Below are 23,701 nucleotides of genomic sequence, written 5' to 3'. Positions count from 1 at the left end.
GATAATGGACCGGTGTGGGAATCGCTGAGGGCAAGAGCCGGTCTTCCTGCGGACGCCTCCATCGTGGACGTCGTGGCAGCGGTGCACTCGATGCCGTACGGGCGCCCCGCCGAGCGGAGCGCCCGCGGGGCACTCGCCGAATGGCGGGGCACCTGCTCCACGAAGCACGCCCTGCTCGCAGCCGTCCTGGCGGAACGCTGGCCGCACGTCGAACCGCAGCTGGTCCATCGCGTCTACCGGTGCACGCCGCGGGACGCCGCCCGCAGCTTCGGAGCCCGCGCGGCCGCCGCGGTGCCCGAGGAGGGCCTGTGGGACGTGCACCGCTATCTGACCATCAGGCTCGGCGGCGAGCCGGTCGTCATCGACGTCACCTTTGCGGGGCACCGAGGCTGGGACGGGGCGGGTTCGATGCCGGTCGCCTGCGGGCCGGGGACCGACCACACCGCCGGCCCGGACCCCGACGCGGACAAACGTGCCCTGGAACAGGCCCATTGCGATCCGGGCGTACGGGAGCCGTTCATCGCGGCCCTTGCCGGGACGGAGGCGGCTTGCGACGAAGCGCACCGCCACTGAGACCGGCACGTTCGGCGCATGCCGTACGCCGCTGCTCGCGTACCGTGATCCGGTGCGCTCGAAAGACGCAAGAGCCCTCGCCCGGCTGGCCGCTGCCGACCTGACCTACCCGCAGGCGGGCGCCACTCGTGACGACCGCCTGCCGACGGGATACGGGCATGTGCTCCGCGACGTCTCGATCGGCACCGGACGGCCGGCGTTCGAGCGGGCGGCCGGCGGGCTCTTCGGCTGGCACATGCACCGGGGAGCCGGCCTCGCCGTCACCAGCACCGCGGACAGGGCCGCGACGGGCGCCATCGTGATCCTTCGCGCCGGGTGGGGTCCGCTCCGGCTGACGATCCCGTGCCGCGTGGTCTACACGGTGGAGTCGTACGACTGCCGGGGATTCGCGTACGGGACCCTGCCCGGCCATCCGGAGCGGGGCGAGGAAGCCTTCCTGGTCGTGCTGACCGATGCGGGCGACGTCCGGATCCGCATCCGAGCCTTCAGCCGCCCCGCATCGCTTCTCGCGCGATCCGGTGGCGCACTGACCCGCATCGTTCAGGAGTACGTCACCGACCGGTACGTGGGCGCCGCCCGAGGTCTCGCCCGGCCGGGCGGCTAGGTCAGGGGACGGCCGGCGCGGGTGGAGCCTGCAGGGCGGGGCCGCGCCGGCCGCGGAACACCCGCACGGCGACGCCGGGGCGGAACAACGCCGTGGGCGGTGTGACGAGATACAGCACGTCGGCGAGCACCCGGGCGACGTGCTCGTCGCGGTTGGCGACATCGGACGTGCGATCGAGGTACCAGTTGCTCAGCCGCGCCGCCCACCCCGGCCGGGGGCCGACCGTCGTCGGGTACCGCAGGTCCGCGCCGGTGGCGATCTGCCAGGGGGCTTCGCTGCACCGCGCGACCGCCGCCTGCGCGACGCGACCGAAGGTGCCCGGGTGGGCGCGCAGATGCTCGTCGAGCAGCAGCGCGGCCTGGGCGGCGACCGTCATCCCCTGGCCGTACACGGGATTGAACGTGCAGGCGGCGTCGCCGACCACCAGGAAACCGTCCGGCCAGCGCGGCATGGCCTCGAAGTGACGGCGGTGGTTCGCGGTCCGCCGGTAGCCGTGGACCGGCGAGTCCGGCGTGCCGTTCCGGATCGCCTCATAGATCACCGGGCTGCGCAGGTCCCGCGCGAACTCCAGAAACCCCCGCTCGTCGGTGGGCGGGACGTCGCCGCCGAGCCCGCCCAGGGTGACCATCCACCTGCCGTTCTCGATCGGGTACAGCACACCGCCCCGCCGCACGTCCGGCGCCTTGGGCATCAGCAGGATGTGCTTCCAACCGCCGGTCGCCCCCTCGGGCAGGGCGTAGCGGCGGCTGGCATAGGCGAGTCCGGACTCGACGCGGCTCTCCCCGGGCCGTCCGTACCCGAGCTGCTCGAGCCAGTCCGCGGCCCGCGAGGCCCGCCCGCTCGCGTCGACGACCAGGTCCGCGGGCAGCGGCTCGACGTCGGCGTCCGGCGAGCGGCCGCGCAGCAGCACGCCGCCGATCCCGTACGCGCCCGGAGCCGGCAACAGCCCCACGACTTCGTGGCCGGTGCGGAACCGCACCCGCCCGTCCTGCATCAGACGCCGGCGCAGCGCCCAGTCGATCAGCTCCCGGCTGGCACCGACCAGCCGGTGCGTGGCCGGGAACCGGTCACGCCACCCGGTGGGGCTGAGGTACAGCACCTCGGCCGGCGCCGCGACCGGCACCGCACCATGCTCGTGCAGGCCCGCGATCAGGCCGGGAAACAGCCGGTCGAGCGCATCCTGGCCGGCCGGGATCAGCACGTGCAGGTGGTGTGCCTGCGGCAGCCCTGTGCGTACGGCGGGCCCGGCGGGAAACTCGTCACGGTCCACGACGGTGACGGTCTCCACGTGGTCGGCGAGCACACGAGCGGCGCAGAGCCCGGCGAGGCTCCCACCGATGACGACAGCATGGCGAGGTGCGTGCGGGGGCAGCGACATCCGTCCATCATCGAGCCTCCCGTACGCGACGTGCGAGCCCTCGGCGCGTACCTTGACGGCGAGCACGGCGTGCCGTTGATGTCCATGCCGGCGGTGTGCCAGCATTCCGCCGTGCCCATCTACAAGATCCTCTTGCCCAGTGAATGGGCACAGTTCCGGAGCTCGGGACGCTTCGACGGTTCGCCGTTCGACCGCACCAGCGGGTACCTCCATCTCTCCACGCGCGCGCAGGTCGTCAGCACGGCCACGCGACGGTTCGCCGACGAGGAGTCCCTCGTCGTCCTGGCGATCGACGCGCGGGCGTACGGTGACCAGTTGCGGTGGGAGATGATGCCGAACGGTGGGCCGTACCCGCACCTGTACGGGTCGCTGACCCTCGGCGCGGTCGTCGCGGTGCACCAGGTACCGGGTGCGGCAGCGGTCGAGGCAACCCTGACCCGGGCCGAAGCATCGACCTAGCATGCGCTGATCGGCGACCGGTGGTTCAGCCTGACAGTCTTCCGGCCGTGACGACGGCCGTCGGGATCGCTCGTGGTCGGCCGCCCCGGGATCACGCCGCGCCAGGGCCGGGTGCCGGCGTCGCGTCTCGTAGTGCGGCGTCGACGGCGGCTTCGACGTGCAGCCTGGAGGTCGGGAAGACCGGGACCGGGCTGTCGGCGGGTGAGATCAGGAGTTCGATCTCCGTGCAGCCGAGGATGACGCCCTGCGCGCCGGAGCGGACGAGGCGCTCGATGACCTTCTGGTAGGTCTGCCGGGATGCCTGGCGGACGTCGCCGAGGCAGAGCTCCTCGTAGATGATGCGATGCACCTCGGCGCGGTCGTCCGGTTCCGGGACGATCACCCGCAGGCCGTGGCGGGTGAGCCGATCCCGGTAGAAGTCCTGCTCCATGGTGAAGGCGGTGCCGAGCAGCCCCACGGTGTGCAGGCCCGCGGCGGTGACCGCGTCGGCGGTCGCGTCAGCCAGGTGCAGCAGCGGAATGGTCACGGCGGCCTGCACCTGGTCGGCGACCTTGTGCATGGTGTTGGTGCACAGCAGCAGCAGGTCCGCGCCGGCGGCCTGCACCGCGGCAGCGCCCTGGCCGAGCAGGCGTCCCGCCTCTTCCCACCGCCCGGTGCTCTGGAGGTGCTCGATGTCGGCGAAGTCGACGGAGTACAGCACGCACCGCGCCGAGTGCAGGCCGCCGAGACGCTCACGGACCAGCTCATTGACCAGCCGGTAGTAGTGGGCGCTGGACTCCCAGCTCATTCCGCCGAGCATTCCGATCGTCAGCACACTCCCTTCCTACCACCCGGCATGCCAGGCGAGATCACCAGTGCTAGCCGCCGGTGATTCGGGCCTTTCCGTTGGGGTCGGCGGGGCTTGGTACTGCGTGGGGGCCGCCCTCGGTGAAGCTCCAGTACGACAGCTCGAAGGTCTTGAGAACGGACCACTGGCCCATGGTCCGGCTCTGGATCGCGGCGCCGAGTGCGGCGAGGAGGAGGAGCGCCGCCGAGACGCCGGCGAACACGCGGCTCCCGCCTGTCGCCAGCTCCACCGCCGCGCAGGCCGAGGCGATGAACAGCGGTATGGTGCAGTTCCGCAGCATCAGGCTGATGGCCCGCATGCGGCTGATCTCGGAGGCGACTTCCCGGTTGGTCAGCTCCGTGCGGGCCTGCAGCAGGAAGCGGCTGTGCTTCAGATATCCGCTCTTCTCCACCTCGGGATCGCGGTCCACGATGATCTTCGCGGCGTCCGGGGCGGGCCACCACCGGTACGACAGATGATCGACGAGCCTGCTGAGCGGCCAGGTGACATGACCGATCAGATACGCGGCGATCGCGACTCCGAGCACCAGGAGCAGGGACGGTACGTCCTTCACGTCCTCGAGGTCGATCGCGATCCATCCCACCCGGTTCGCGATGTAGCCGAACACCGAGATGTAGAGGAACCCCGGGATCGAGCAGGCGAAGAGATCGTAGATGCCGAGCGCGAAGGTCACCCGCCACCCTCCTTCAGGGTCTCGACGGCAGTCGGACAAGGCCGCTCTCATCGTCGCAGCTGCACGCAACACGGCCGCCACGTTGCGTGATCGGTGCCCTGCGCCGGCCGCCTGGTGTCAGTCGAGCTCGATCTCCACCAGTGGGCTTCCGGCGATCCAGCTCTCCAGGCTTCCGCCCCAGCCCAGGCCGGGCACTATCTCGCCGAACACGTGCGCGCGTTCCTGCGGGTCGGTCACGGCGCGCCCGCGTACCTCGACATCGCGATCCTGCAGGTGCAGCGTGAACCCGGGGTGGGCGAGCAGGTTGGCGTACCAGTCGCGCGAGCCCGGGCTGCCGGTCAGCCAGTAGCGCCCGGCCGCTCGATACCGCCAGGTCTCGATCCGGCGCGGGCGCCCGCTGCGGCGCCCGGTCGTGGTGATCTCGACCGTCCGCTGCCGCTCCAGCGCTTGCCTCGCCTCGTCCGTCGTCGTCATGCCGCCCATGCTGTGCCCTCAACCGCACTTCAGGTCAAGCGGGCGGCTTGACCTCAACCACGGTTGACCTCTTAGCGTCCCTCGCATGCCGGGCACCGACAGCGAGGAGCAACCCATGGGCGGGACCACGCACCGCATCGCGCTGGACGATCCGGCGGCTCGCGCCACCGCGGAGGAGGTGGCCGCCGCCCTGGCGGCGCAGCTGCAACGAGGCGGGGACACCCTGGACGCGGACGTGTACGACGCCTGGTTCGCCGCCGACATCCTCTGGGGCAGCCCCTTCGGGGCGACCGTGACGGGCTTCGCGCAGCTGAACGCGATCCACCGCCGGCTGATGAACCAGCCGGCGCCGCCGGCATCCGCCCCGGCCCCCGTCGCGGCGTCACGGTTCGAGGTCGTGTCGGTCCTCGCGCCCGCTCCCGGCGTCGTCGTGGCGCAGGTCCGCCGGCAGTCACTCGTGCCGGACGGCTTCTCCGAGATGGCCCTCTACGTGCTGGTCGAACGCGACGGGCGGTGGTGGCTGGCCGCCGCGCAGAACACGCCGATCGGGCGGCGTTAGCGGGCCGGCGCGTCCGCGAGGGCGCGTGCCAGCAGGTCGACGCCGCTCAGGAGGGCGGCGCGGGGCGCGTCCTGCCAGTGCGTGGTGAGCGGTGCCAGGCCGGTCGAGAGTGGATACCGGTCGGCCAGGTCGGGAACATGTCTCCGGGTCGCGCGCGCCACCTCGAGCCACTCCCCCGCTCCGTGCTCGCGCATCCGCCGGTACGCCGCATCCGTCGCGGCCGTGGCCCGGACGGTCGCGTACAGCATGGTCACCGCCGGCGGCCGGGCCCGCGGTGCCACCTGGAATCCGTCGAAGATCCGGAGCAGGCGTTCCAGCCAGTCCTGCTCGTGCGGGCCCTGCGTCGCCTCGGACCACGGCCGCTCGGTCAGCCACGGGTGCGCCAGGTACACCTCGTACAGCGCCTGCGCCCACGCCGACAGCGCCGGCGCCAGGGCCGGGGGGTCTTCCCAGGCGGGCATCGCCGAGGCCTGGTCCTGCATCAGCGCGAGCAGGTTCTCCTTGGTGCCGACGTACGGGTAGAGCGCCATCGCGGTCCTGCCGAAGGCCGCGGCGACGGCGCGGGTCGACACCGCGGACAGCCCCTCGGCGTCCGCGAGCGCGATGGCGGCCTCGAGGATGTCGTCCAGGTCGAGCTGCTGGCGGGGGCCACGGCGGGGACCGGGCGGCGTGGTGCCGCGGTGCCGCCAGAGCCGGCGGACGTGGGCGTCGGCGTCTCGGTTCGGGGTCGTCGTCATATCGCTTACAGCGTAGAGTGTTTTTATGACTGTCGCACGGCTCCACGACGGCTCCCCCATCGACGTGACGGTTCTCGGCGACGGGCCGGCGGTGCTGCTGCCGGTCGGCACCGCCACCGCCGAGGGCGAGGCCGCCGAGCAGATGCGCGCCTGGGGCGCCGACCCGCACCTCGGCCACACCCTCGCCACCGGGCTCGCCGAGGCCGGCTTCCGGGTCGTCGCGGCCGACTACGAGGACCACCTCACCCACCATCCGAAGCCGCACACGCTCACCGCCGCGGCCGCCGCGGAAGACCTGCTCGCCGTGGCCGACGCGGCGGGCGTGGAGCGGTTCGCCTACTACGGCTACTCCTGGCTCGCCCTGACCGGCTTGCAGCTCGCGATCCGCACCGACCGGCTCACGGCCCTGGTCATGGGCGGTTTCCCCCCGCTCGGCGGGCCGTACGCGGCGATGCTGACCGTCACCCGCGCCGCCCACCGCATGGCCCTCGCCCACCGGGACGGCCCGGCCGCGCCGGCCACCGAGCCCCGGCCGGGCGACTGGGACTCCGTCGAGTTCACCCGCACCCCCGAGCAGACCGGGCAGTTCGTCACGCTCTACGAGTCACTCCGGGACTTCGACGAGCCGGCCGCGCTCGACCGCCTGCGCCTGCCGCGGTTCGCCTTCGCCGGGGCCGACGACGACATGGCGTACGGTCCCCGGTGGGACGACGCCCACGTCGCCATCGCCGAGCCGCTGCGCCGGCACCGGGACGAGCTGACCGCCCGGGGCTGGGCCGTGCAGCTCGTGCCGGGCGCCGACCACCTGGGCGCCATGCAGGCCCGTACCGTCCTGCCGATGCTGACTCCCTGGCTGCGCGAGCACCTTCCGCGGTAGCGACCCGTACCCTCGAAGGGTGGGCATCGCATCGACACCGACCGTGACCCTCGGCAACCGCTTCGCCCGGGAGCTGCCGGAGCTGGCCGTGACCTGGCAGGCCGAGGAGGCTCCCGGCCTGCGGCTGCTGGTGCTCAACGAGCCGCTCGCCGCCGAACTGGGCCTCGATCCCGGGTGGCTGCGCGGCGACGGCCTCGGGCTGCTGGCGGGCACCGCCGTGCCCGACGGCGCCACGCCGGTGGCGCAGGCCTACGCCGGGCACCAGTTCGGCGGCTTCGTCCCGCGGCTCGGCGACGGCCGGGCCCTGCTGCTCGGCGAGCTCACCCGCCCCGACGGCGCCCTGCGCGACCTGCACCTCAAGGGCTCCGGGCGGACGCCGTTCGCGCGCGGCGGCGACGGCCAGGCCGTCGTCGGCCCGATGCTGCGCGAGTACGTCGTCAGCGAGGCCATGCACGCCCTCGGCATCCCCACGACCCGCTCCCTCGCCGTGCTGGAGACCGGCCGGACGGTACGCCGCGAAACCCTGCGCCCGGGAGCCGTGCTCGCCCGCATCGCCGCCAGCCACCTGCGGGTCGGCACCTTCCAGTACGCCCGGGCGACCGGCGACGTGGACCTGCTGCGCCGCCTCGCCGATCACGCCATCGCCCGGCACCACCCGGGCGCCGGCTCGTACCCCGCCCTGTTCGAGGCGGTGGTCGCGGCGCAGGCGGCGCTGGTGGCCCGGTGGATGCTCGCCGGCTTCGTGCACGGGGTGATGAACACCGACAACATGACGATCTCCGGCGAGACCATCGACTACGGGCCCTGCGCGTTCCTGGACGCCTTCGACCCGGGCGCCGTCTACAGCTCGATCGACCACGCCGGCCGGTACGCCTACGGCAACCAGCCGGCCGTGGCCGAATGGAACCTCGCCCGCCTCGCCGAGGCCATGCTGCCGCTGCTGCACGACGACGAGGAGCAGGCGGTCGCGGTCGCGGTGGAGGCCCTGGGCGGGTTCCGCCGCCGCTACCACGCCGAGTGGTCGGCCGGGATGGCCGCCAAGCTGGGCCTGTCCGCGGAGGCCGCCGCTCCGCTGGTCGACGAGCTGCTTCCGCTGCTGTCGGAGAAGGGCGCCGACTACACCTCGTTCTTCCGTACGCTGCCCCGGACCGTCATCCACGGCGACGAGGCCCTGGACGACTGGGCGGCCCGCTGGCGCGCCCTGGAGCCGGACACCGCGGCGATGGACCGGGTCAATCCCGCCTACATCCCCCGCAACCATCTCGTGGAGGAGGCCCTCGCCGCCGCGGACGACGGTGACCTGGAGCCGCTGCACCGGCTGCTGGACGCGGTGACCCGCCCGTACGACGAACGACCGGGAATGGGGCGGTACGCGGCACCCGCCCCGCCCGACTTCGGCGCCTACCGTACGTTCTGCGGCACCTGAGCCGTAACTGGCCGCGGTGGCGAGGTGTTGCTACGGTCCGCTGATGCGCAAGCCAGTCAGGGTCGTGATCGCCGGACTTCTCCTGGTCGGAGGCGGTGCCGTCGCCGTTCCGCAGCTCCAGCAGTGGCGGCAGGACCGGCTCGCCCGATGCGAGGAGCGCGGCACCCGGCTCCAGGGACTGCCGCTGCTGCGCGAATGGCCGCAGGCCCCGCGGCCGTCCGAGTTCTCCGCCGGCTGCGACATCGACCGGGTCGTCGCCTACGGGGGTCGGCAGTTCCAGAGCGCTCTGGAGCCCGGCGAGGTGGTCGCGTTCTACCGGGGCATGGTGGAGCGCGCCGGCTGGCAGGTCGTCACGCAGGTGCCACCGCCACGCGACGACACGGCCCTGCTCTGCGCCAGCGCCGACGTCGACGGCGACAAGACGTACCTCAATCTCACGGTCGTGGACCAGGGCATCTACGACGTGACGATCGCCGACTCGCACTTCTCCGGAGCCCAGTGCGCCTGACGGCGCCCGAGAGGACCGGCTCATGCGGTGTCGAGGTCCCGGCGCCGGGCGTGAACCTTCTCAGGCGGGAGCGAGGGCGGCGAGGGCGGCGTGCCGGCCGCAGCGCCACAACAGGCCGGCCTCGGCGAAGCCTGCCGTGCGGGCCGCCTCGGCGTGCCAGGAGACGCCGGCGGTGAACTCGGCCGGGGTCCGCTTGCCGAAGAGGTCCGCCCGGGCGCGCATCGGCTGCCGCAGCTCCGGCATCCGCGCCGCGTCGTCCCACCACTGGGCCCAGGCCAGCTCCGCGGCCGCCTCCCCGGCGCCGGGGTCCAGCGCGCGCATCAGCGTCGGGGCGCCGTCGTCGGGCATGAGGTCGGCGACGACGAGGAGGCCGCCGGGCGCCAGGCAGCGCAGCGCGTCGGCGTAGAGGGCGCGGGCCTCGCGGGGATTCAGGTAGTGCATGGTCATGACCACGGTGATCAGGTCGTGGGCGCCGCCGGCCCGGGTGGTCCACGCCGGCGAGGTGAGGTCGGCGTCGACCACGGCGACCCCGCGCGGCCCCGCGGCCCGGGCCAGGGCGAGCAGTACCGGGTCGAGGTCCAGCAGGGTGACGGCGGCCGACGGCCAGCGCCGCGCCATGCGGGCGGCGAGGACGCCCGGGCCGCCGCCGAGGTCGAGGACGCGGCGGGGGCCGTCCGGGCGCAGCGCCTGGGCGGCGTCGTGGATCGCCTGTTCCAGGGTGGCCAGTCCGGGCACGAAGCCGGCCATCACGTCGTCCCAGGTGTCGCGCGGGCGCTCCGCGCCGGGTGTGGCGCTCAGCGCGCCGGCGGTGGTGGCCATGGCGGGGGGTCTCCGGGTACGGCGGTGGCACGGACCCGCACATGATAACCATTGTCGGCCTCGGCGGTGTCCGACTCGCTCGGGTCACCACGAACGGTCCAGGCCGGTCAGGACCTCCAGCAGCCGGTCCACCTCCTCCGGGGTGTTGTAGACGTGCAGGCTCACCCGTACGGACGCGGTCTTCTCCCCCTCGTCGCCCTGGCAGTGACCGTCCGCGCGGACCAGGATCCCCTCGCTGGCCAGGATGAAGCCCAGGTCGTGGGAGCCGATGGCGTGGTGGCGGAAGGCGACGATGCCCTGGCGCTGCTGCACGGCCGAGCCGGCGGCGAGGCTCTGCCGGCAGCCGAGCACCTCGTAGCTGGGCATGGTCCGCAGGCCGTCGGTGAGCCGCGCGCCGAGCGCCGTGGTCCAGTGGGCGATGCGCCCCAGTCCGGCGGCGTCCAGCCAGTCCAGCGCGGCGGCCAGGCTGATGATGCCGGTGGTGTTCGGCGAGCCGCTCCAGCCGGCCGGCTCGTACGCCGGCCCCCGCGTGTTGCGGGCCCAGACGGCCCCGATGCCGGGCAGCGCCATCGCCTTGTGCCCGGAGAAGACGACGAAGTCCACGTCCAGCTCGGCGGTGGACAGCGGCAGGTGCCCGACCCCCTGGGCGGCGTCGAGGCAGATCGGGATCTCCGGACCGGCCGCCGCGCGCAGCCGGTGGACGTTCATGTCGTTGCCGTAGACGTGGTGCACGTGGGTGGCCGCGATGAACCGGGTGCGGTTGCTGACGAGCGCGGCGAGCCGCTCGACGTCGTAGTCGTGGGCCTCGTCGTACGGCATCGGCGTGACCCGGATCCGGGCACCCTGGCGGCGCAGCAGCTCCGCGGCCTCCAGCCACGGTTCGGCGTTGGCCGCGTGGTCGGCGAACGGCACGATGATCTCGTCGCCGTCGCGCAGCTGCGGGGCCAGCCAGTCGCGGGCGACGGCGCGCAGCCCGTCGCTGGTGCCGCCGACGAAGTGCACGCCGGAGCCGTGCGGCAGCGGGTCGTCCAGGAAGCGGCGCAGCCGGTCGCGGGCCTGCTCGATGCGCGCGGTGGTGCGGTTCGCCCACGGGTACGTGCCCCGGGCCGCGTTGGCGTTGCCGGTGGTCAGGTAGCTCAGGACGGCGTCCAAAACCGCCTGCGGCTTCTGCGCGGTGGCGGCGCTGTCCAGATAGGCCACCTCGGGGTTCGCCACGATCAGCGGGAACTGCGCGCGCAGCTCGCGCTGCCACCGCCGGAGCTGCTCGGGGAAGGCCATCTCAGTCCCGGACCAGCTCGCCGCCGGCGTCGCGCCACGCGATGATGCCGCCGGACAGCGACCGCGCCTCGGGATGGCCCATGCGGGTGAGCAGGGCCGCGTAGCGGGCGGACTTCTCACCCACCGGGCAGACCAGCAGGACCGGCTGGCGGCGGCCGAACGGCAGGCCGCCGCGCAGCAGCTCGGCGAAGAGCTCGTCGGCGATGTTGAGCGAGCCGTCGATGTGCAGCGCCTGGTAGGCGAAGGGACCGCGCAGGTCGATCACGAGGCCGCGCCGCTCGGCCACCCACGTCCGGGCCTCGTCGACGCCGATCGACGGGGCCTGGGCCACCTCGGCGTCGGTGAGCGTCCGGGTGGAGTGCCCGCGGGCGGGCCGGCGGAACAGCTCGGGGCGCCGCTCGCGCAGGTAGCTCAGGTAGCTCTCGACGCGGTCGCAGACGATGAACACCGCCGTGCGGCGCTCGGTGAGGTGTGCGTCGATCGCCCGCAGGTGCCGTACGGTCCCCTGGTACGCGCCGCCGCCGGTGGGCCCGGCGAGCGTGCCGCACCGGCGTACCAGGGTGAGCAGCCCGTCGATCGCGTCGTCGGCGGTGATGGTCTCGATGGCGTCGTAGACGCCCGGGTCGAAGAGACCGACCTCGTGCACCTCGTCGATGTTGCGGATGCCCGGGATGAAGTCGGACTTGTGCGCCACCAGCCCGATCACCCGCACGTCGGGGTTGTGCTGGCGCAGCGCCGCCGCCACGCCGGTCGAGGAGCCGGCCGTGCCCACACAGGCGACGAAGTAGTCCGGGGCGCGCCCGTCGAGGTCCTTGACGATCTCGGGCCCGGTGCCGTGCAGGTGGGCCTCGACGTTGAGCTCGTTGAAGTACTGGTCGGTGTGCAGGTGGCCGGTGCCGGACCCGGCGAGCGAGCGGTGCATGCGGGTCAGCGGGTCGTCGGTGTCGGTCGGGTCGAGGCATTCGGCCTGGCCCGGCAGCTCCTCGATGTCGGCGCCGAGCAGCAGGAGCAGATCCTTGATCTCCGGGACCTTCATCCGGTTGGTGATGCTGCGGAAGCCGAGGCCGTGCAGGCCGGCGATGAGCGCCAGGGCCTTGGCCGTGTTGCCGCTGGACAGCTCCACCACCTCGCCGCGCCCGGCGGCCCGGTCGATCAGCGGGCGCACCATGGTCCAGGCCGCGCGGTCCTTCACCGAGCCGAACGGGTTGAGCAGCTCCATCTTGGCGTACAGGTCGATGTGGCGCAGGCCGTGCACGGCCGGGTCGATCCGCACCAGCGGGGTGTTGCCGATCGCGTCGGTCATGGCGTCGTATCTCATGGTGCCTCCGCACGCGGGTGTAGGGGCCAGTACTGCTCGTCGAGACACCACCGCCACGCGCCGCCGTCGCGGTACATGGCCACCTTGCGGCCGATCGGCTGGCGCAGCGCGTGGGTGGCGCTGAAGTCCATGAAGTAGCCGGCCGTGTTGACGAAGGCGAGCAGGTCACCCGGGCGCGGCCGGGACGGCAGGGACACCCGGCGCCGGGTGACCAGGTCGGCCTCCAGGCACAGATTGCCGAACAGGTACACGTCCACCGGCCGGTCGGCGGCGCGGCTCCCGCGGTGCACCACCACCGGGTCCATGAGCACCCCGTGCTCCTCCAGGCTGACGTCGCGGGCGTTGAGGTCCAGCCGCACCACCGTGTCGCCGTCGTCGTCGCGGACCTCCAGGACCGTCGCGAGCACCATGCCGCACTGGTCGAGCAGCGCCCGGCCGGGCTCGACGTGCAGGTCGTACATGTTGTCCAGCAGCAGCTCGCCCAGCGGCCGGCCGTGGGAGGGCCCGGCGGCGCGCAGCAGCCGGTCGAGGTATGCCGCACCGGCGACCGGCCGGTGCGCGGGATAGAGCCCCAGCGCGCCCCGGACGGTGCCGCCCTCGTTGCGCAGCCCGTAGCCGTGCCCGCGCCAGGTCAGCGGCGGCCGCCGGCCGAGCACCGCCCGGGTGAGCTCCGAGGTGTACCGCTCCCACTGCGCGGCGTCGGCGAGATAGTCCACGCCGAACCCGCCGCCGGCGTCCACCGACCAGGGACGCAGACCCCGCCGGCGGCACTCGTCCAGGGCGGCCAGGCAGCCCTCCAGCGCCACGACCTTCTCCGGCAGGCCGATGGTGTCCAGGTGGAAGGCGACGCCGACCAGGTCGAGCGCCTCCGGGTGCTTCTCGACGAGGTCGAGCACCTGGGCGAGGCCGGCGCTCGGCACGCCGAAGCGGCTGCGGCCGCTGGCCACGCCCGTGCCGGCGGAGGCGAAGCCCGACAACCGGGCCATGACCCGTACGCGCGGCAGGCCGCGACCGGTGACGAGCGCGGCCAGCTCGGCGAGCTCGGCGAGGGAGTCGGCGTTCACGGTCACCCCGGCCCGGGCGCACAGCCACAGGAACTCCCGGTTCTTCGGGCCAGTCGCCATGATGCGCTGCGGCGCGAAGCCGGCGCCGAGGGCGTGCTGCAGCTCGGCCAGCGACGCCACGTCGATGCCCGCGTCACCGGCGGCCAGTTCCCGGATCAGGGCGCTGGACTGATTCGCCTTGTGCGCGAAGAAGATCTGCCCGCCGAGGCGGTGCCCGGAATAGACGTCGCGAAAAGCGGCGACGTTGCCGGCGAGCCGTTCGGGGAGCACCACGCCGAGCGGGGACCCCAGCGCCTCGACCAGGCCCCCGAGCAGGACCGGCTCGTCGAGTACGGAACGCAGTATCGCGTCGATTCGCGGTGTGAGGTAAAGCGTCAAAGCGACTCCCAAGCCGAGTCGTGGCGCCGTCATCGCCGCTGGTCCGGATCCCCACGCTAACCGATTTGCCAGCGGTGCGGAATCCGCATATCCCTAAGGCTTTCGTCAATACTTCTGTCCATTATTCGGCACTGGTGGCGTGCAATTGCAGATTTCCGCGGCCGCGGCCGCGCTCAGCGCCGCCCGGCGGGCTGCCGATAGGACACGGGGAAGGGGGTCCGGAGGATGGCGCGGCTACTGGTGGTCGACAACGAGCCGGACATCTGTGCCCTGATCGCCCGGCACCTCGTCCGCGCCGGGCACGAGGTGCTCTACGCGCACGACGCGGCGACCGCCCTCGCCGAGGTGGCCCTGCACGGCCCGCCCGACGCCGCCGTGCTCGACGTCGACATGCCCGGCGTGGACGGCTTCGAGCTGCTCGAACGGCTGCGGGCGGCGTACCCGCGGCTTCCCGCGCTGTTCCTGACGGTGCTGTGGGGCGCCGAGGTGCAGACCAGGACCGCGGACTACGACGCCCGGTACGTCGCCAAGCCGTTCACTCCGGCCGCGCTCTGCGACGCCGTCGCCGACCTGCTCGCCCGCCCCGGGACACCGCCGTGACCGCGGCCACCTCCCTGCTGCGGACGGCCGGCTTCGCGTCGCTGTATCTGGTCGCCACCTGGCTGGGCCGGCAGACGATCATGGACGGCACCAACCTCAGCCTGGTGTGGCCCGCCGCCGGCGTCTCGGCGGTGTGGTTCCTGGTCCAGTACCGGTCCCGCTGGCGGGCCTGCGACGCGCTGGCCCTGGCGGCCGTGACGTTCGGGGTGAACACCGCGACCGGGGCGCCGCCGGTGCTGGCCCTGATGTACGTCGTCGCCAACCTGGCCCAGGCCGCGCTGTTCGCGTACCTGTTCCGCCGCTGGCTGCCGCATCTGTGGGGCGGCGGCGGGGACCAGCCGCTGGCCCGGCTCGCCGAGCTCTGGCGGCTCATCGGCTCGGCGTTCCTGGCCAGCGCGGCCGGGGCGCTGATCGGCCCCACCGCGGGCTGGGTCGTCAACGGCGCCTACTCGTGGCCCGCAACCGCGGTGTGGCAGACCCGCAACACGGTCAGCATCCTGCTGATCGGCGCGGTCGGCCTGCGCGTGGGGCACATGCTGCACCGGATGCGCGCCGAGCCCGCGACCGGGCTGCGGGCCCAGGTGCGCAACCGGCTCGCCACCCTCACCTGGCAGCGTGCCTGCGAGTACGTCGCCGTCGTGGTGGCGTCGTCGTTCACCTACTTCATCGCGTTCGGCGCCGACCACGGGCTCCCGCTGGCCTTCCCGCTGCTCACCATGACCGTCTGGGCGGCACTGCGGCTGCGCACCGGGTTCGTGGTCCTGCACGACCTGGTCTTCGGCTGCGTGGCCGTGCTCTACACCCTGCACGGCGACGGGCCGTTCGCGCACGTCGGCGACAACGCCGGGCGCGCCCTGATCGCCCAGGCGTTCGTCGGCATGGTGGCGGTCGTCGGCCTCTCCCTGGCCCTGAGCCGCGACGAACGCGCACGCCTGCTCGCCGACCTGCGCGCCTCCGAACGGGCCGCGGCGGACCAGGCCGCCACGCTCACCACGATCGTCGACGGCATGGCCGAGGGTCTCGCCGTCCTCGACGAGCAGGGCCGGCTGATCCTGCGCAACCCGGCCGGCGCCCGGCTGATGGGCGGCGTGGTGAGCACCACCGGCCACCTCGCCGACAGCGCGTTCTACGGCCTGTTCCACCCCGACGGCACCCCGATCGACGCCGCCGACCTGCCCTTCCGGCGATCGCTGCTGACCGGGGAACCGCACGGCATGGACATCGTCGTGCGCAACGCCCAGGTGCCCGACGGGCGCGTCCTGCACGTGACCGCCACCCGGCTGCCGCACCTCATCGACGGGCGCGCGTGCGCGCTGACCATCTTCAGCGACGTCACCGCCGAGCGCCGCCACCGCGACGAGCTGGCCTCCTTCGCCGGCGTCGTGGCCCACGACCTGCTCAACCCGCTCGCCACCGTCGAGGGATGGTCCGACGCGGTGCTGGTCGCCCTCGAGGACGCGCCCCGGCATCCCGCCGTCGACGACGCGGTCGACGGGCTGCAGCGGGTGCGGCGCGCCGGTGTCCGGATGCGCAACCTCATCAACGACCTGCTGGCGTACACGACCGCCCGGGACGCGGCGCTGGCACCGGCCGACGTCGCCCTGGGCCCGCTGGTGTCCGAGATCGTCGCCGCCCGCGCCGACCAGGCCGAGAGCACCGGCGGCCCGGTGCCGCGCTTCCACGTCGAGGAGCTGCCGTCGGTGTACGCGGACCCCGTGCTGATCCGCCAGGTGCTCGACAACCTGATCAGCAACGCCATCAAGTACGTCGCGCCGGGCGTCACCCCCGAACTGATGATCTCCGCGGCCGACGCGGGCGGCGACTACGTCGAGGTACGGGTGGTCGACAACGGCATCGGCATCCCCGCCGGGCAGCACGGCCGGGTGTTCGACAACTTCCACCGCGCCCACCGGACCTCGGGCTACGTCGGCACCGGGCTCGGCCTGGGCATCTGCCGCCGGATCGTGGAGCGGCACGGCGGCACGATCCTCGCCGAGCCCGGCCCGGGCGGGCGCGGCACGTGCATCCGGTTCACCGTGCCGGCGTCGGTGGTCGTACCCCGGCGGGCCGCGTCGCCGGGTTCGGGCCTGCGCTGACCGCCCGGTACGCAGGCACGGCGGAACCGCCCGGGCGGGCCGCTCCGATCACCTAGGCTGATCGGGTGACGTGGCTGGACGTGATCGGCTGGACCGGTTCGGCGCTGCTGGTGTGGTCGCTGCTGCAGACCAGGCTGCTGCGCCTGCGGGCGCTGAACCTCGTCGGCTGCCTGGTGCTCATCGGCTTCAACGCGGCCGTCGGGGTGTGGCCGATGGTCGGGCTCAACGTGGTGCTCGCCGTCATCAACGTGTGGTACCTGACCCGGATGATGAGGAGCCGGCACGACGAGCGGGCGTACCGGGTGGCGGAGGTCCGCCCCGGCGACGAGGTCCTGGCGCACGTGCTGGCCCTGCACCACGACGACATCGTCACCTTCAACCCCGGCTTCCGGGCGGTCGGCGAGGACGACGACCGGTGCGCGTTCCTGGTGCTGAACGCCGACGAGATCGTCGGCGTGGTGCTGTTCCGCGTGGCCGGCGACCGGGCGCAGGTGGAGCTGGACTACGTCACCCAGCGGTACCGCGACTTCACGCCCGGGGAGTTCGTCTACCGCCGCAGCGACCTGTTCACCCGGCGGGGCTGCCGGACCGTGGTCAGCCCGCCGGGGATGGTCTCGCCGTACTACGACCGGCTGGGCTTCCGCCGCGACGGCGACTCGTACGTGCTCGATCTCGCCTAGGCGCCGCCGTACCCCGCCCGCGGTCGGCCCTTTGGCCGCCGTCGCCGACGGGTCTACTCTGAGCGGGAGGTCCGAAGGAGGCGTGTGGCATGTCCTCATGGCCTGACCCGGGATCGGCAGAGCCGGTCGAGCACGTGTTCTCCGCGAGTCCAGCGACGTTGCGCGACATCCGGTCCTATGTGACCCGGCTCGGGCAAGCGGCCGGCGTCACGGACGGGGATCTGGAGCGGATCGTGCTGGTCGCCAACGAGGTGGCGACCAACGCCGTCGAGCACAGCGGCGCGGATGCGGTCACCGTGCGCTGGGAGCCCACCGGGCACGGCGTGTGGATCACCGTGGTGGACGACGGCGTGTTCGCGCTCGGCGTGAGCGCCACCGGCCACCGCGGGGTCGGGTTGAGGCTCGTGCTGGGACTGGCCGACGAGGTCACCGTACGGGCGGGGCGCCGGGGCGAGCACGGCACCACGGTCCGGCTGCACATGCCGGTGCACTCCGCGCAGGTCCCCGGACGGCCCCGGCTCCTCGTGGTGGACGGCGACCGGTTCGCCGGACGGTCGTTGTCCCTGTTCCTGCAGGCGGAGGGATACCCGACCACCCTGGCAGCGTCCGCGCAGGCCGGGCGCGCCGCGCCGGGCGGCCCGCCCCGGCTGGCGATCGTGGACCTGACGAGCTCGCAGGGCGCGACGACGGCGCTCTGCGAGGAGCTCACCCGCTCGCGGATCCCGGTGCTGGCGCTGTCGAGCCTCCCGCCGCCCGCGACGCTGCCCGCGGACCGGTTCCTGCGCAAGCCGGTGCACCCGCTGGAGGTGCTCGCGGCGGTCCGGCAGCTGATCGAACCGGTCGATGCGGCGGCGGGAACCGCGGCCCATGCCTAGCCGGCGGCTGTCGAGCGGCCGGTCGCAGCTGGACGCGATCCTCGGCGGGGGCCTCATCGACCCGTCCATCGCCGTCATCGCGGGCCTGCCGGGCACGGGCAAGACCGTGCTGGCGCAGCAGTACGCCTTCGCGAACGGGACCGAGGAGCGCCCGGCGATCTACCTGAGCACGCTCGCCGAACCGCTCAGCAAGATCCTCTACTTCGCCGAGGGACTGTCGTTCTTCGAGCCCGCCCGCGTCGGCCGCGCCGTGCTCTTCGACGACCTCGGCGGCCGGATCGACGGCGCGGGGCTCACGGGCACGCTCGACCGGATCAGCGACCTGACCGCGCGGCGGGTGTGCTCGGTGCTGATCATCGACAGCTTCCGGGCGCTGCGCTACCAGGCGGTGGGCACCCGCGAGGTCGAGGGCTTCGTGCACCAGCTGGCCGGCCGGCTGTCCGCGACCGGCACGATGGCGCTGTGGCTCGGCGAGTACGACCGCGACGAGCTGGCGGTCTGCCCCGAGTTCGCGGTCGCCGACGCCGCCGTCCTGCTGAGCATCCAGGACGACGGCCAGCGCGACAGCCGCGCCCTGCGGGTGCTCAAGCTGCGCGGCAGCGACTATCTCTCCGGCGCTCACGCATACCGCGTCGGCGCCGACGGCCTGCAGGTGTTCCCCCGGCTCAGCGCCGTCGGCACCGCGCGGTACGAGCTGGGCGACCGGCGGGCGACCTCGGGCATCGGCGCCCTGGACACCCTGCTCGCCGACGGGTACTGGCCCGGGTCGGGCACCCTGGTGATCGGCCCGTGCGGGTCCGGCAAGACCGTGATCGGCCTGCAGTTCGCCTTCGGCGGGGCGCGCCTCGGCGAGCCCACGGTGTTCGCCTCGTTGCAGGAGAACCGGGTGCAGCTCGAGCGGATGATCCGCGGGTTCGGGTGGAACGCCGACGAACCCGGGGTCCTGCTGCGCTGCGAGTCACCGAACGACATCTACATCGACCAGTGGTTCTACGAGCTGTTCGACACCATCAGGTCGCGGCAGGCGCGCCGGCTGGTCATCGACAGCCTCGGCGACCTGGCGGCGGCCTGTCCCGACGACAAGCGGTTCCGCGAGTTCATCTACTCGATGCTCGACCGCTGCTCCCGCGAGGGGATCAGCGTGCTGCTGACCTTCGAGACGCCCGAGCTGTACGGCCAGACCGCGCTGTCCGAGCTGGGCGTGTCACACCTGTCCGACAACGTGATCCTCCTGCAGTACGTACGCCGGCGCGGCACGGCGGCGCGGGCGCTGACCGTGCTGAAGACGCGGGCCAGCAGACACCTCCCGCAGGCGCACGAGTTCGAGATCAACCACGACGGCATCGCCGTCGGGCAGCCGCTCGACCCCTTCTGAGCGGCGGTCTTTCCACCCTGTGCCGAACGGTTGCTGTCGGGTCCGCCTCGCCACTGCGGCGCGGAACACCGCAGCGAACCGGCAGGCCCGCCTAGGCGGTCTCGGGCGCCGGAGCGGGTGGGGCCGGATCGGGTGCGGCGGGCGGGTCGTCCGGGTCGCTGAGCTGCTCGCGCAGGTAGTTCCAGAGCACCGCGAGCAGGGCGGCGACCGGCACGGCCAGCAGGCTGCCGACGATGCCCGCCAGGCTGCCGCCGAGCGTCACCGCCAGCAGCACCACCGCCGCGTGCAGGCCGAGCCCGCGGCTCTGCACGATCGGCTGGAAGACGTTGCCCTCCAGTTGCTGGACCACCACGATGATCGCCAGCACGATCAGCGCGTCCGTCCAGCCGTTGGAGACCAGCGCGATCAGCACGGCGACGAAGCCCGCGAACAGCGCGCCGACGATCGGCACGAACGCCGAGACGAAGGTCAGCACCGCCAGGGGCAGCACCAGCGGCACCCCGACGATCCACAGCCCCAGTCCGATGAAGACGGCGTCCAGCAGGCCGACGAACGCCTGCGAGCGGACGAACGCGCCGAGGGTGTCCCAGCCGCGGGAGGCCACCGTGGGCACGTCGGTGGCGAGCCGGCCGGGCAGCTGCCGGGTGAGCCAGGGCAGGAAGCGGGGGCCGTCCTTGAGGAAGAAGAACATCAGGAACAGCGCCAGGACCGTGGTGACCAGGCCGTTGACGACGGTGCCGACCCCGGTCACGGTGGCCGAGACGATGCTGCCGACGCTGCCCTGGATGCGCGCCACCGCGGCGTCCAGCGCGGAGGTCACCTGGTCGTCGCCGATCCGCAGCGGCGGCCCGGCCGCCCACTCGCGCAGCTGCTGGATGCCGTCGACGACCCCCTCGGCCAGCTCGCCGGACTGCGCCGCCACCGGCACCGCGATGAGCACCACGATGCCGGCGCCGACCAGCAGGAAGAGCACGGTGATCAGCGACGCGGCCAGGGCCGGGGGCCAGCCGTGCCGGCGCAGGAAGCGGGCCGGGGGCCAGGTCAGGGTGGTCAGCAGCAACGCCACCACCAGGGGCCAGATGACCGACCACATCCTTCCGAGCAGCCACAGCACGACCGCCGTCATGAGCAGGACGAGCAGCATCTGCGCCGAGATGCGCGCCGACGTGCGCAGGGCGGACCGGGTCTTCGCGGAACTCAGCGCGGAGGGCATGTGATCATGCTAGGCGAGGACGGTGCGCCCCGCTGGTCGCTCAGCGGCCGGCCGCGTGGTGCCAGGCGACCTGCTGATCGCTGAGCTGGCCGGGGTAGACCACCACCTCGTCGAGGGTGCCGACGAAGTAGTCGTTGGCGGGACGGTTTGGCCGGCCCCACAGCTGCGCGCCACCCCATCGCCAGTATCCGGTGAACGCCGGTCCGGTGGTCACCGCGGAGTCCATGGCGACGCGGACGCCGTCCACGTACAACTTCAGCCCGGCCGGGCCCACGCTGGCGGCGGCGTGGTGCCACTGGGTGTCGTCGTAGGCGGCGGGGCTGCGGACGTTGCCGGCGCCGACGCCGAAGCTGAGCCGCCCGCCGGAGTCGAGGTAGAGCATCCGGTCGTTGGAGCTCGCGTTCGGCGAGGTCGGGTTGGAGCTGAATCCGACGAGCTGTCCCCCGGCGCCGGCGCCCGCGCGGAACCACACCTCGACCGTGCAGTTCCCCGCGTCGGCGAACGCCGTGTTGTTGTAGGCGCTGAGCCAGCCGCCGAAGGCGAGGGCGGAACCGGCGGCCTGCCCGCGCAGGGCACCGGGGACGGCGCCGGTCATGCCGGGTCCGGTCTGCACGTCCCGGTTCTTGTACAGCCGGCTGATCTGGACCGCGCTGAGCGCCCGCGGGTAGACGCGCACCTCGTCGACGGCGCCGCGCCAGAGACCCAGGGGGCCGCCGTTGTTCAGCTGACGGCCGAAGCTCAGCCCGCCGGTGGCCTTCCATGAGGCCGGCAGCGTCTGCTCGTCCTCCTTCACCGTGTTGATGTAGAGCTGGCCGCTGGTCGGGGTGCGGACCACGGCCACGTGCGTCCACTGGCCCGTCTGCGGCACGGAGGTGCTCTCCAGCCGCGCGCTGGGAGCGTCGGCGACGTCGTCGGCGGCGAACCGCACCCGCCAGGTCCGCGCGCCGGCGTTGGCCTGGATGGCGAAGGCGCTCTGCAGGCTGCCCTCCGCGGCGACCGCGTTGCGGTCGATCGAGGTGTCGGTCAGGTAGAGCCAGGCGGCGACGGTGTAGGTCTGGTCGGTGTCGATCGGCACGCCGGACGTCAGCGCGTAGTCGCCGATCCCGTCGAGTTGCAGCGCGTTGCCGGCGTGGCCGGGCCCGAACGTCGCGTCGCCGGCCAGGGCCGCCGTCCGACCGGCCACGTCGGCCGCGGTGGTGGCGCCGGGCGCCTCGTTCATGCCCCAGTGCCCGGTGGCGGCGTCCTCGTACAGGCCCTTGATGTCGGCAGGGGTCACCACCCGGTTGTAGGTGCGGACCTCGTCGACGGCGCCCTTCCAGTGGTTGGACCAGGCGCCGTTGGCCTTGACCCGGCCGACGGTGAGCGGCCCGGTGGCGTTCACGGTGGCGGTGTACGCGACGGTGGCCTCCGCCTTGCCGTTGACGTACAGGTGGACCTTGCCGGCGGCGGCGTCGCGGACCGTGGCCAGGTGGACCCAGGTGTGCAGCGCGACCGGGGTGGTGGAGTTGACCCGGACGCCGGTGGGGTTGTCGGTGTCGGCGACGTAGCGCACGGACCAGCAGCCGCAGGCGCCGGTGCCGCTGACGAAGGCGTGGATGCCGAAGACGCTCTGCCGGTCGCCCTCCTGGCCGAGGGCGTACCGGTTCTGCCCGGCGTCGGTCAGGTAGACCCAGGCCATGGCGGTGTAGCTGCCCGTGGTGGTGAGCGCCGGGCCGGCGGACTCGACGTAGTCGCCGGCCCCGTCCAGGGCGACCGCCGCGGTGCCCATCCGGCCGGGCTTCTGCCACGAGCCACCGTGCAGCGTGCCCTGGTTCACCACACCGGAACCGTCGGTGGCGACGCTGCCGGAGCCCTCCTCGAACGACCACACGGTGCTCGGGCCGTTGGTGGCGCCGGTGTTCGTGCCGGTCCGGGCGTTGCCGGAGCTGTCCGCCACGGTGCCGTAGACGTTGGCGTTCACCGCCTCCTCCTGCCGGTGGAACAGCGCCGGCGCGTCGCCGGTGACCGACTGCGTGAAGCTGGGGAAGGCGGCGGCCGCCGCGAAGGTGCTGCCGCCGGCGAGGGTGGTGGCGGTGAACGCGGCGTGGGTCGTGCCGACCAGGGTCAGCGGGACGAGCAACAGGGCGGCCACGAGCGGCACACGGCAGGCGCGGAGCAGGCGCCGGGCCCGCAGGCGGGTATCGCCCACGTTCGCACCCTCCCTCCACGAGCCGGAACCGACCTGTCGAGGATTCCGCCCCCACCTCAGCCCCGGCTCAAGCAGGATTCTGGAGAAGCGCAGCACCCGCGCTTGCTATGCAACGAGTTGCATAGCAGAATGCCCGTGTGGCGCTGGAGCACGCGATCCTGGTCTCCCTGCTGGAGCAGCCCGGGTCCGGATACGAGCTGGCCCGGCGCTTCGAGCGGTCCATCGGCCGGTTCTGGACCGCGACGCACCAGCAGATCTACCGCGTCCTGCGGCGGATGGAGGCCGACGGCTGGATCACCGCGGAGGAGGTCGACCAGGGCGGGCGCCCCGACAAGCGGTCCTACTCCGTGGTCGGTGCGGGCCGTAACGTGCTCGCCGCCTGGCTGCGCGACCCGGTGCAGCCGGAGGCGGTCCGCCACGAACTGGCCGTGAAGATCCGCGGTGCCGCGTTCACCGACGCCGCCGGGCGCACCGCGCTCGTCGCCGAGGTCGAGCGCTACCGCGCCACCCACGAGGCGACCCTCGCCCGCTACCTGGCCGGCGAGGTCCGCGACTTCCCCGCTTCCGCGGCGCTCGACGACCAGCACCGCCTGCAACACGTCGTGCTGCGCGGCGGCATCGCGTACGAGCGGATGGTCCTCGCCTGGCTCGACGACGTTCTCGACACGCTGCGCGGCCTCGGCCGCCCATGAGGAAGGTGCC

Annotated in this window: 24 protein-coding genes; 13 read left to right on the top strand and 11 right to left on the bottom strand. The window is 73.2% G+C overall.

Annotated features, from left to right (window positions below; all coding sequences use genetic code 11):
• Positions 1-72 precede the first annotated feature (72 nt).
• Positions 73-573 carry a hypothetical protein gene (locus IEY99_RS24495; RefSeq protein WP_189206405.1) on the top strand — a complete coding sequence of 167 codons (501 nt, stop codon included), beginning with the start codon at positions 73-75 and terminating at the stop codon, positions 571-573.
• A 52-nt stretch (positions 574-625) separates the two neighbouring features.
• On the top strand, positions 626-1,177 hold the full coding sequence (locus IEY99_RS24490) for a DUF1990 domain-containing protein (RefSeq protein WP_229799204.1): 552 nt from the start codon (positions 626-628) through the stop codon (positions 1,175-1,177).
• 1 nt (position 1,178) lies between these two features.
• Here the strand turns inward: IEY99_RS24490 and IEY99_RS24485 are convergent, their stop codons facing one another.
• Positions 1,179-2,555: an NAD(P)/FAD-dependent oxidoreductase gene (locus tag IEY99_RS24485; protein ID WP_189206404.1), complete on the bottom strand. Its 1,377-nt coding sequence runs from the start codon at positions 2,553-2,555 to the stop codon at positions 1,179-1,181.
• Between IEY99_RS24485 and IEY99_RS24480 the strand changes: the two genes are divergently transcribed.
• A complete protein-coding gene (locus IEY99_RS24480; protein WP_229799203.1) occupies positions 2,538-3,014 on the top strand; it encodes a DUF952 domain-containing protein in 477 nt (158 codons plus the stop codon). The genes IEY99_RS24485 and IEY99_RS24480 overlap by 18 nt on opposite strands.
• 91 nt (positions 3,015-3,105) lie before the next feature.
• Here the strand turns inward: IEY99_RS24480 and IEY99_RS24475 are convergent, their stop codons facing one another.
• The 3 genes from IEY99_RS24475 to IEY99_RS24465 all read right to left on the bottom strand — a co-directional run bounded on the left by IEY99_RS24475 (position 3,106) and on the right by IEY99_RS24465 (position 5,008).
• Positions 3,106-3,828, bottom strand: coding sequence for an aspartate/glutamate racemase family protein (locus tag IEY99_RS24475; protein WP_189206403.1), 723 nt, complete (start codon positions 3,826-3,828; stop codon positions 3,106-3,108).
• 43 nt (positions 3,829-3,871) lie between these two features.
• A complete protein-coding gene (locus IEY99_RS24470) occupies positions 3,872-4,534 on the bottom strand; it encodes a hypothetical protein (protein WP_189206402.1) in 663 nt (220 codons plus the stop codon).
• Between the two features lie 117 nt (positions 4,535-4,651).
• Positions 4,652-5,008, bottom strand: a complete 357-nt coding sequence (locus IEY99_RS24465; protein WP_189206401.1) for a nitroreductase/quinone reductase family protein — start codon at positions 5,006-5,008, stop codon at positions 4,652-4,654.
• A gap of 85 nt (positions 5,009-5,093) precedes the next feature.
• Here IEY99_RS24465 and IEY99_RS24460 point away from each other — a divergent pair, with 85 nt between their 5' ends.
• Positions 5,094-5,567, top strand: coding sequence for a DUF4440 domain-containing protein (locus IEY99_RS24460; RefSeq protein ID WP_229799202.1), 474 nt, complete (start codon positions 5,094-5,096; stop codon positions 5,565-5,567).
• Here the strand turns inward: IEY99_RS24460 and IEY99_RS24455 are convergent.
• A complete protein-coding gene (locus tag IEY99_RS24455; RefSeq protein ID WP_189206400.1) occupies positions 5,564-6,304 on the bottom strand; it encodes a TetR/AcrR family transcriptional regulator in 741 nt (246 codons plus the stop codon). The genes IEY99_RS24460 and IEY99_RS24455 overlap by 4 nt on opposite strands.
• 25 nt (positions 6,305-6,329) lie before the next feature.
• Between IEY99_RS24455 and IEY99_RS24450 the strand changes: the two genes are divergently transcribed.
• The 3 genes from IEY99_RS24450 to IEY99_RS24440 are packed head-to-tail and all read left to right on the top strand — an operon-like array spanning position 6,330 to position 9,115.
• Positions 6,330-7,181 (top strand): alpha/beta hydrolase, encoded by an 852-nt coding sequence (locus IEY99_RS24450; protein ID WP_189206399.1) that lies wholly within the window; start codon positions 6,330-6,332, stop codon positions 7,179-7,181.
• A 19-nt stretch (positions 7,182-7,200) separates the two neighbouring features.
• Entirely contained in the window at positions 7,201-8,607 is a 1,407-nt protein-coding gene (locus IEY99_RS24445) for a protein adenylyltransferase SelO (protein WP_189206398.1), read from the top strand.
• 43 nt (positions 8,608-8,650) lie between these two features.
• Complete coding sequence (locus tag IEY99_RS24440; RefSeq protein WP_189206397.1) at positions 8,651-9,115, top strand: hypothetical protein; 465 nt, start codon at positions 8,651-8,653, stop codon at positions 9,113-9,115.
• Between the two features lie 60 nt (positions 9,116-9,175).
• Here IEY99_RS24440 and IEY99_RS24435 read toward each other — a convergent pair whose 3' ends face one another.
• The 4 genes from IEY99_RS24435 to IEY99_RS24420 form a co-directional block, all read right to left on the bottom strand.
• A complete protein-coding gene (locus IEY99_RS24435) occupies positions 9,176-9,934 on the bottom strand; it encodes a class I SAM-dependent methyltransferase (protein WP_189206396.1) in 759 nt (252 codons plus the stop codon).
• 84 nt (positions 9,935-10,018) lie between these two features.
• A complete protein-coding gene (locus IEY99_RS24430) occupies positions 10,019-11,212 on the bottom strand; it encodes an aminotransferase class V-fold PLP-dependent enzyme (RefSeq protein ID WP_189206395.1) in 1,194 nt (397 codons plus the stop codon).
• 1 nt (position 11,213) lies between these two features.
• Positions 11,214-12,530: a pyridoxal-phosphate dependent enzyme gene (locus tag IEY99_RS24425; RefSeq protein WP_189206394.1), complete on the bottom strand. Its 1,317-nt coding sequence runs from the start codon at positions 12,528-12,530 to the stop codon at positions 11,214-11,216.
• The gene (locus tag IEY99_RS24420) at positions 12,527-13,972 is read right to left on the bottom strand and encodes a type III PLP-dependent enzyme domain-containing protein (RefSeq protein ID WP_229799201.1); all 1,446 of its coding nucleotides are present in this window, start codon (positions 13,970-13,972) and stop codon (positions 12,527-12,529) included. Before IEY99_RS24420 ends, IEY99_RS24425 begins: the two co-directional genes overlap by 4 nt.
• Positions 13,973-14,197: 225 nt before the next feature.
• On the opposite strand from IEY99_RS24420, the gene IEY99_RS24415 reads away from it, so the two are divergent.
• From IEY99_RS24415 to IEY99_RS24395, 5 genes are all read left to right on the top strand, one after another.
• Positions 14,198-14,572: a response regulator transcription factor gene (locus IEY99_RS24415; RefSeq protein ID WP_189206392.1), complete on the top strand. Its 375-nt coding sequence runs from the start codon at positions 14,198-14,200 to the stop codon at positions 14,570-14,572.
• The gene (locus IEY99_RS24410) at positions 14,569-16,668 is read left to right on the top strand and encodes a sensor histidine kinase (RefSeq protein WP_189206391.1); all 2,100 of its coding nucleotides are present in this window, start codon (positions 14,569-14,571) and stop codon (positions 16,666-16,668) included. The genes IEY99_RS24415 and IEY99_RS24410 overlap by 4 nt, the downstream gene beginning before the upstream one ends.
• A 65-nt stretch (positions 16,669-16,733) precedes the next feature.
• Entirely contained in the window at positions 16,734-17,348 is a 615-nt protein-coding gene (locus tag IEY99_RS24405) for a hypothetical protein (protein WP_189206390.1), read from the top strand.
• An 89-nt stretch (positions 17,349-17,437) separates the two neighbouring features.
• Positions 17,438-18,223, top strand: coding sequence for an ATP-binding protein (locus IEY99_RS24400; RefSeq protein ID WP_189206389.1), 786 nt, complete (start codon positions 17,438-17,440; stop codon positions 18,221-18,223).
• Positions 18,216-19,598, top strand: a complete 1,383-nt coding sequence (locus IEY99_RS24395) for an ATPase domain-containing protein (RefSeq protein ID WP_189206388.1) — start codon at positions 18,216-18,218, stop codon at positions 19,596-19,598. The genes IEY99_RS24400 and IEY99_RS24395 overlap by 8 nt, the downstream gene beginning before the upstream one ends.
• 91 nt (positions 19,599-19,689) lie before the next feature.
• On the opposite strand, the gene IEY99_RS24390 is transcribed toward IEY99_RS24395, so the two are convergent.
• Together IEY99_RS24390 and IEY99_RS24385 are read right to left on the bottom strand one after the other, a co-directional pair.
• The gene (locus IEY99_RS24390) at positions 19,690-20,811 is read right to left on the bottom strand and encodes an AI-2E family transporter (protein WP_189206387.1); all 1,122 of its coding nucleotides are present in this window, start codon (positions 20,809-20,811) and stop codon (positions 19,690-19,692) included.
• A gap of 40 nt (positions 20,812-20,851) precedes the next feature.
• Positions 20,852-22,999 (bottom strand): LamG domain-containing protein, encoded by a 2,148-nt coding sequence (locus IEY99_RS24385; RefSeq protein ID WP_189206386.1) that lies wholly within the window; start codon positions 22,997-22,999, stop codon positions 20,852-20,854.
• A 137-nt stretch (positions 23,000-23,136) separates the two neighbouring features.
• On the opposite strand from IEY99_RS24385, the gene IEY99_RS24380 reads away from it, so the two are divergent.
• On the top strand, positions 23,137-23,691 hold the full coding sequence (locus tag IEY99_RS24380; protein ID WP_189206385.1) for a PadR family transcriptional regulator: 555 nt from the start codon (positions 23,137-23,139) through the stop codon (positions 23,689-23,691).
• Positions 23,692-23,701 lie beyond the last annotated feature (10 nt).

The organism is Couchioplanes azureus (assembly GCF_014648355.1).
In the GTDB taxonomy this organism is placed as follows: Bacteria; Actinomycetota; Actinomycetes; order Mycobacteriales; family Micromonosporaceae; genus Actinoplanes; species Actinoplanes azureus.
The sequence above is the reverse complement of the archived record's forward strand: the minus strand, read 5'-3'. Positions and strand labels throughout refer to the sequence as shown.

Coding starts and splice junctions, on each gene's coding strand:
- IEY99_RS24455 (WP_189206400.1), bottom strand. CDS start 6,304: ATGACGACGACCCCGAACCGAGACGCCGACGCCCACGTCCGCCGGCTC.
- IEY99_RS24415 (WP_189206392.1), top strand. CDS start 14,198: ATGGCGCGGCTACTGGTGGTCGACAACGAGCCGGACATCTGTGCCCTG.
- IEY99_RS24425 (WP_189206394.1), bottom strand. CDS start 12,530: ATGAGATACGACGCCATGACCGACGCGATCGGCAACACCCCGCTGGTG.
- IEY99_RS24395 (WP_189206388.1), top strand. CDS start 18,216: ATGCCTAGCCGGCGGCTGTCGAGCGGCCGGTCGCAGCTGGACGCGATC.
- IEY99_RS24440 (WP_189206397.1), top strand. CDS start 8,651: ATGCGCAAGCCAGTCAGGGTCGTGATCGCCGGACTTCTCCTGGTCGGA.
- IEY99_RS24400 (WP_189206389.1), top strand. CDS start 17,438: ATGTCCTCATGGCCTGACCCGGGATCGGCAGAGCCGGTCGAGCACGTG.
- IEY99_RS24450 (WP_189206399.1), top strand. CDS start 6,330: ATGACTGTCGCACGGCTCCACGACGGCTCCCCCATCGACGTGACGGTT.
- IEY99_RS24435 (WP_189206396.1), bottom strand. CDS start 9,934: ATGGCCACCACCGCCGGCGCGCTGAGCGCCACACCCGGCGCGGAGCGC.
- IEY99_RS24485 (WP_189206404.1), bottom strand. CDS start 2,555: ATGTCGCTGCCCCCGCACGCACCTCGCCATGCTGTCGTCATCGGTGGG.
- IEY99_RS24390 (WP_189206387.1), bottom strand. CDS start 20,811: ATGCCCTCCGCGCTGAGTTCCGCGAAGACCCGGTCCGCCCTGCGCACG.
- IEY99_RS24465 (WP_189206401.1), bottom strand. CDS start 5,008: ATGACGACGACGGACGAGGCGAGGCAAGCGCTGGAGCGGCAGCGGACG.
- IEY99_RS24430 (WP_189206395.1), bottom strand. CDS start 11,212: ATGGCCTTCCCCGAGCAGCTCCGGCGGTGGCAGCGCGAGCTGCGCGCG.
- IEY99_RS24460 (WP_229799202.1), top strand. CDS start 5,094: ATGCCGGGCACCGACAGCGAGGAGCAACCCATGGGCGGGACCACGCAC.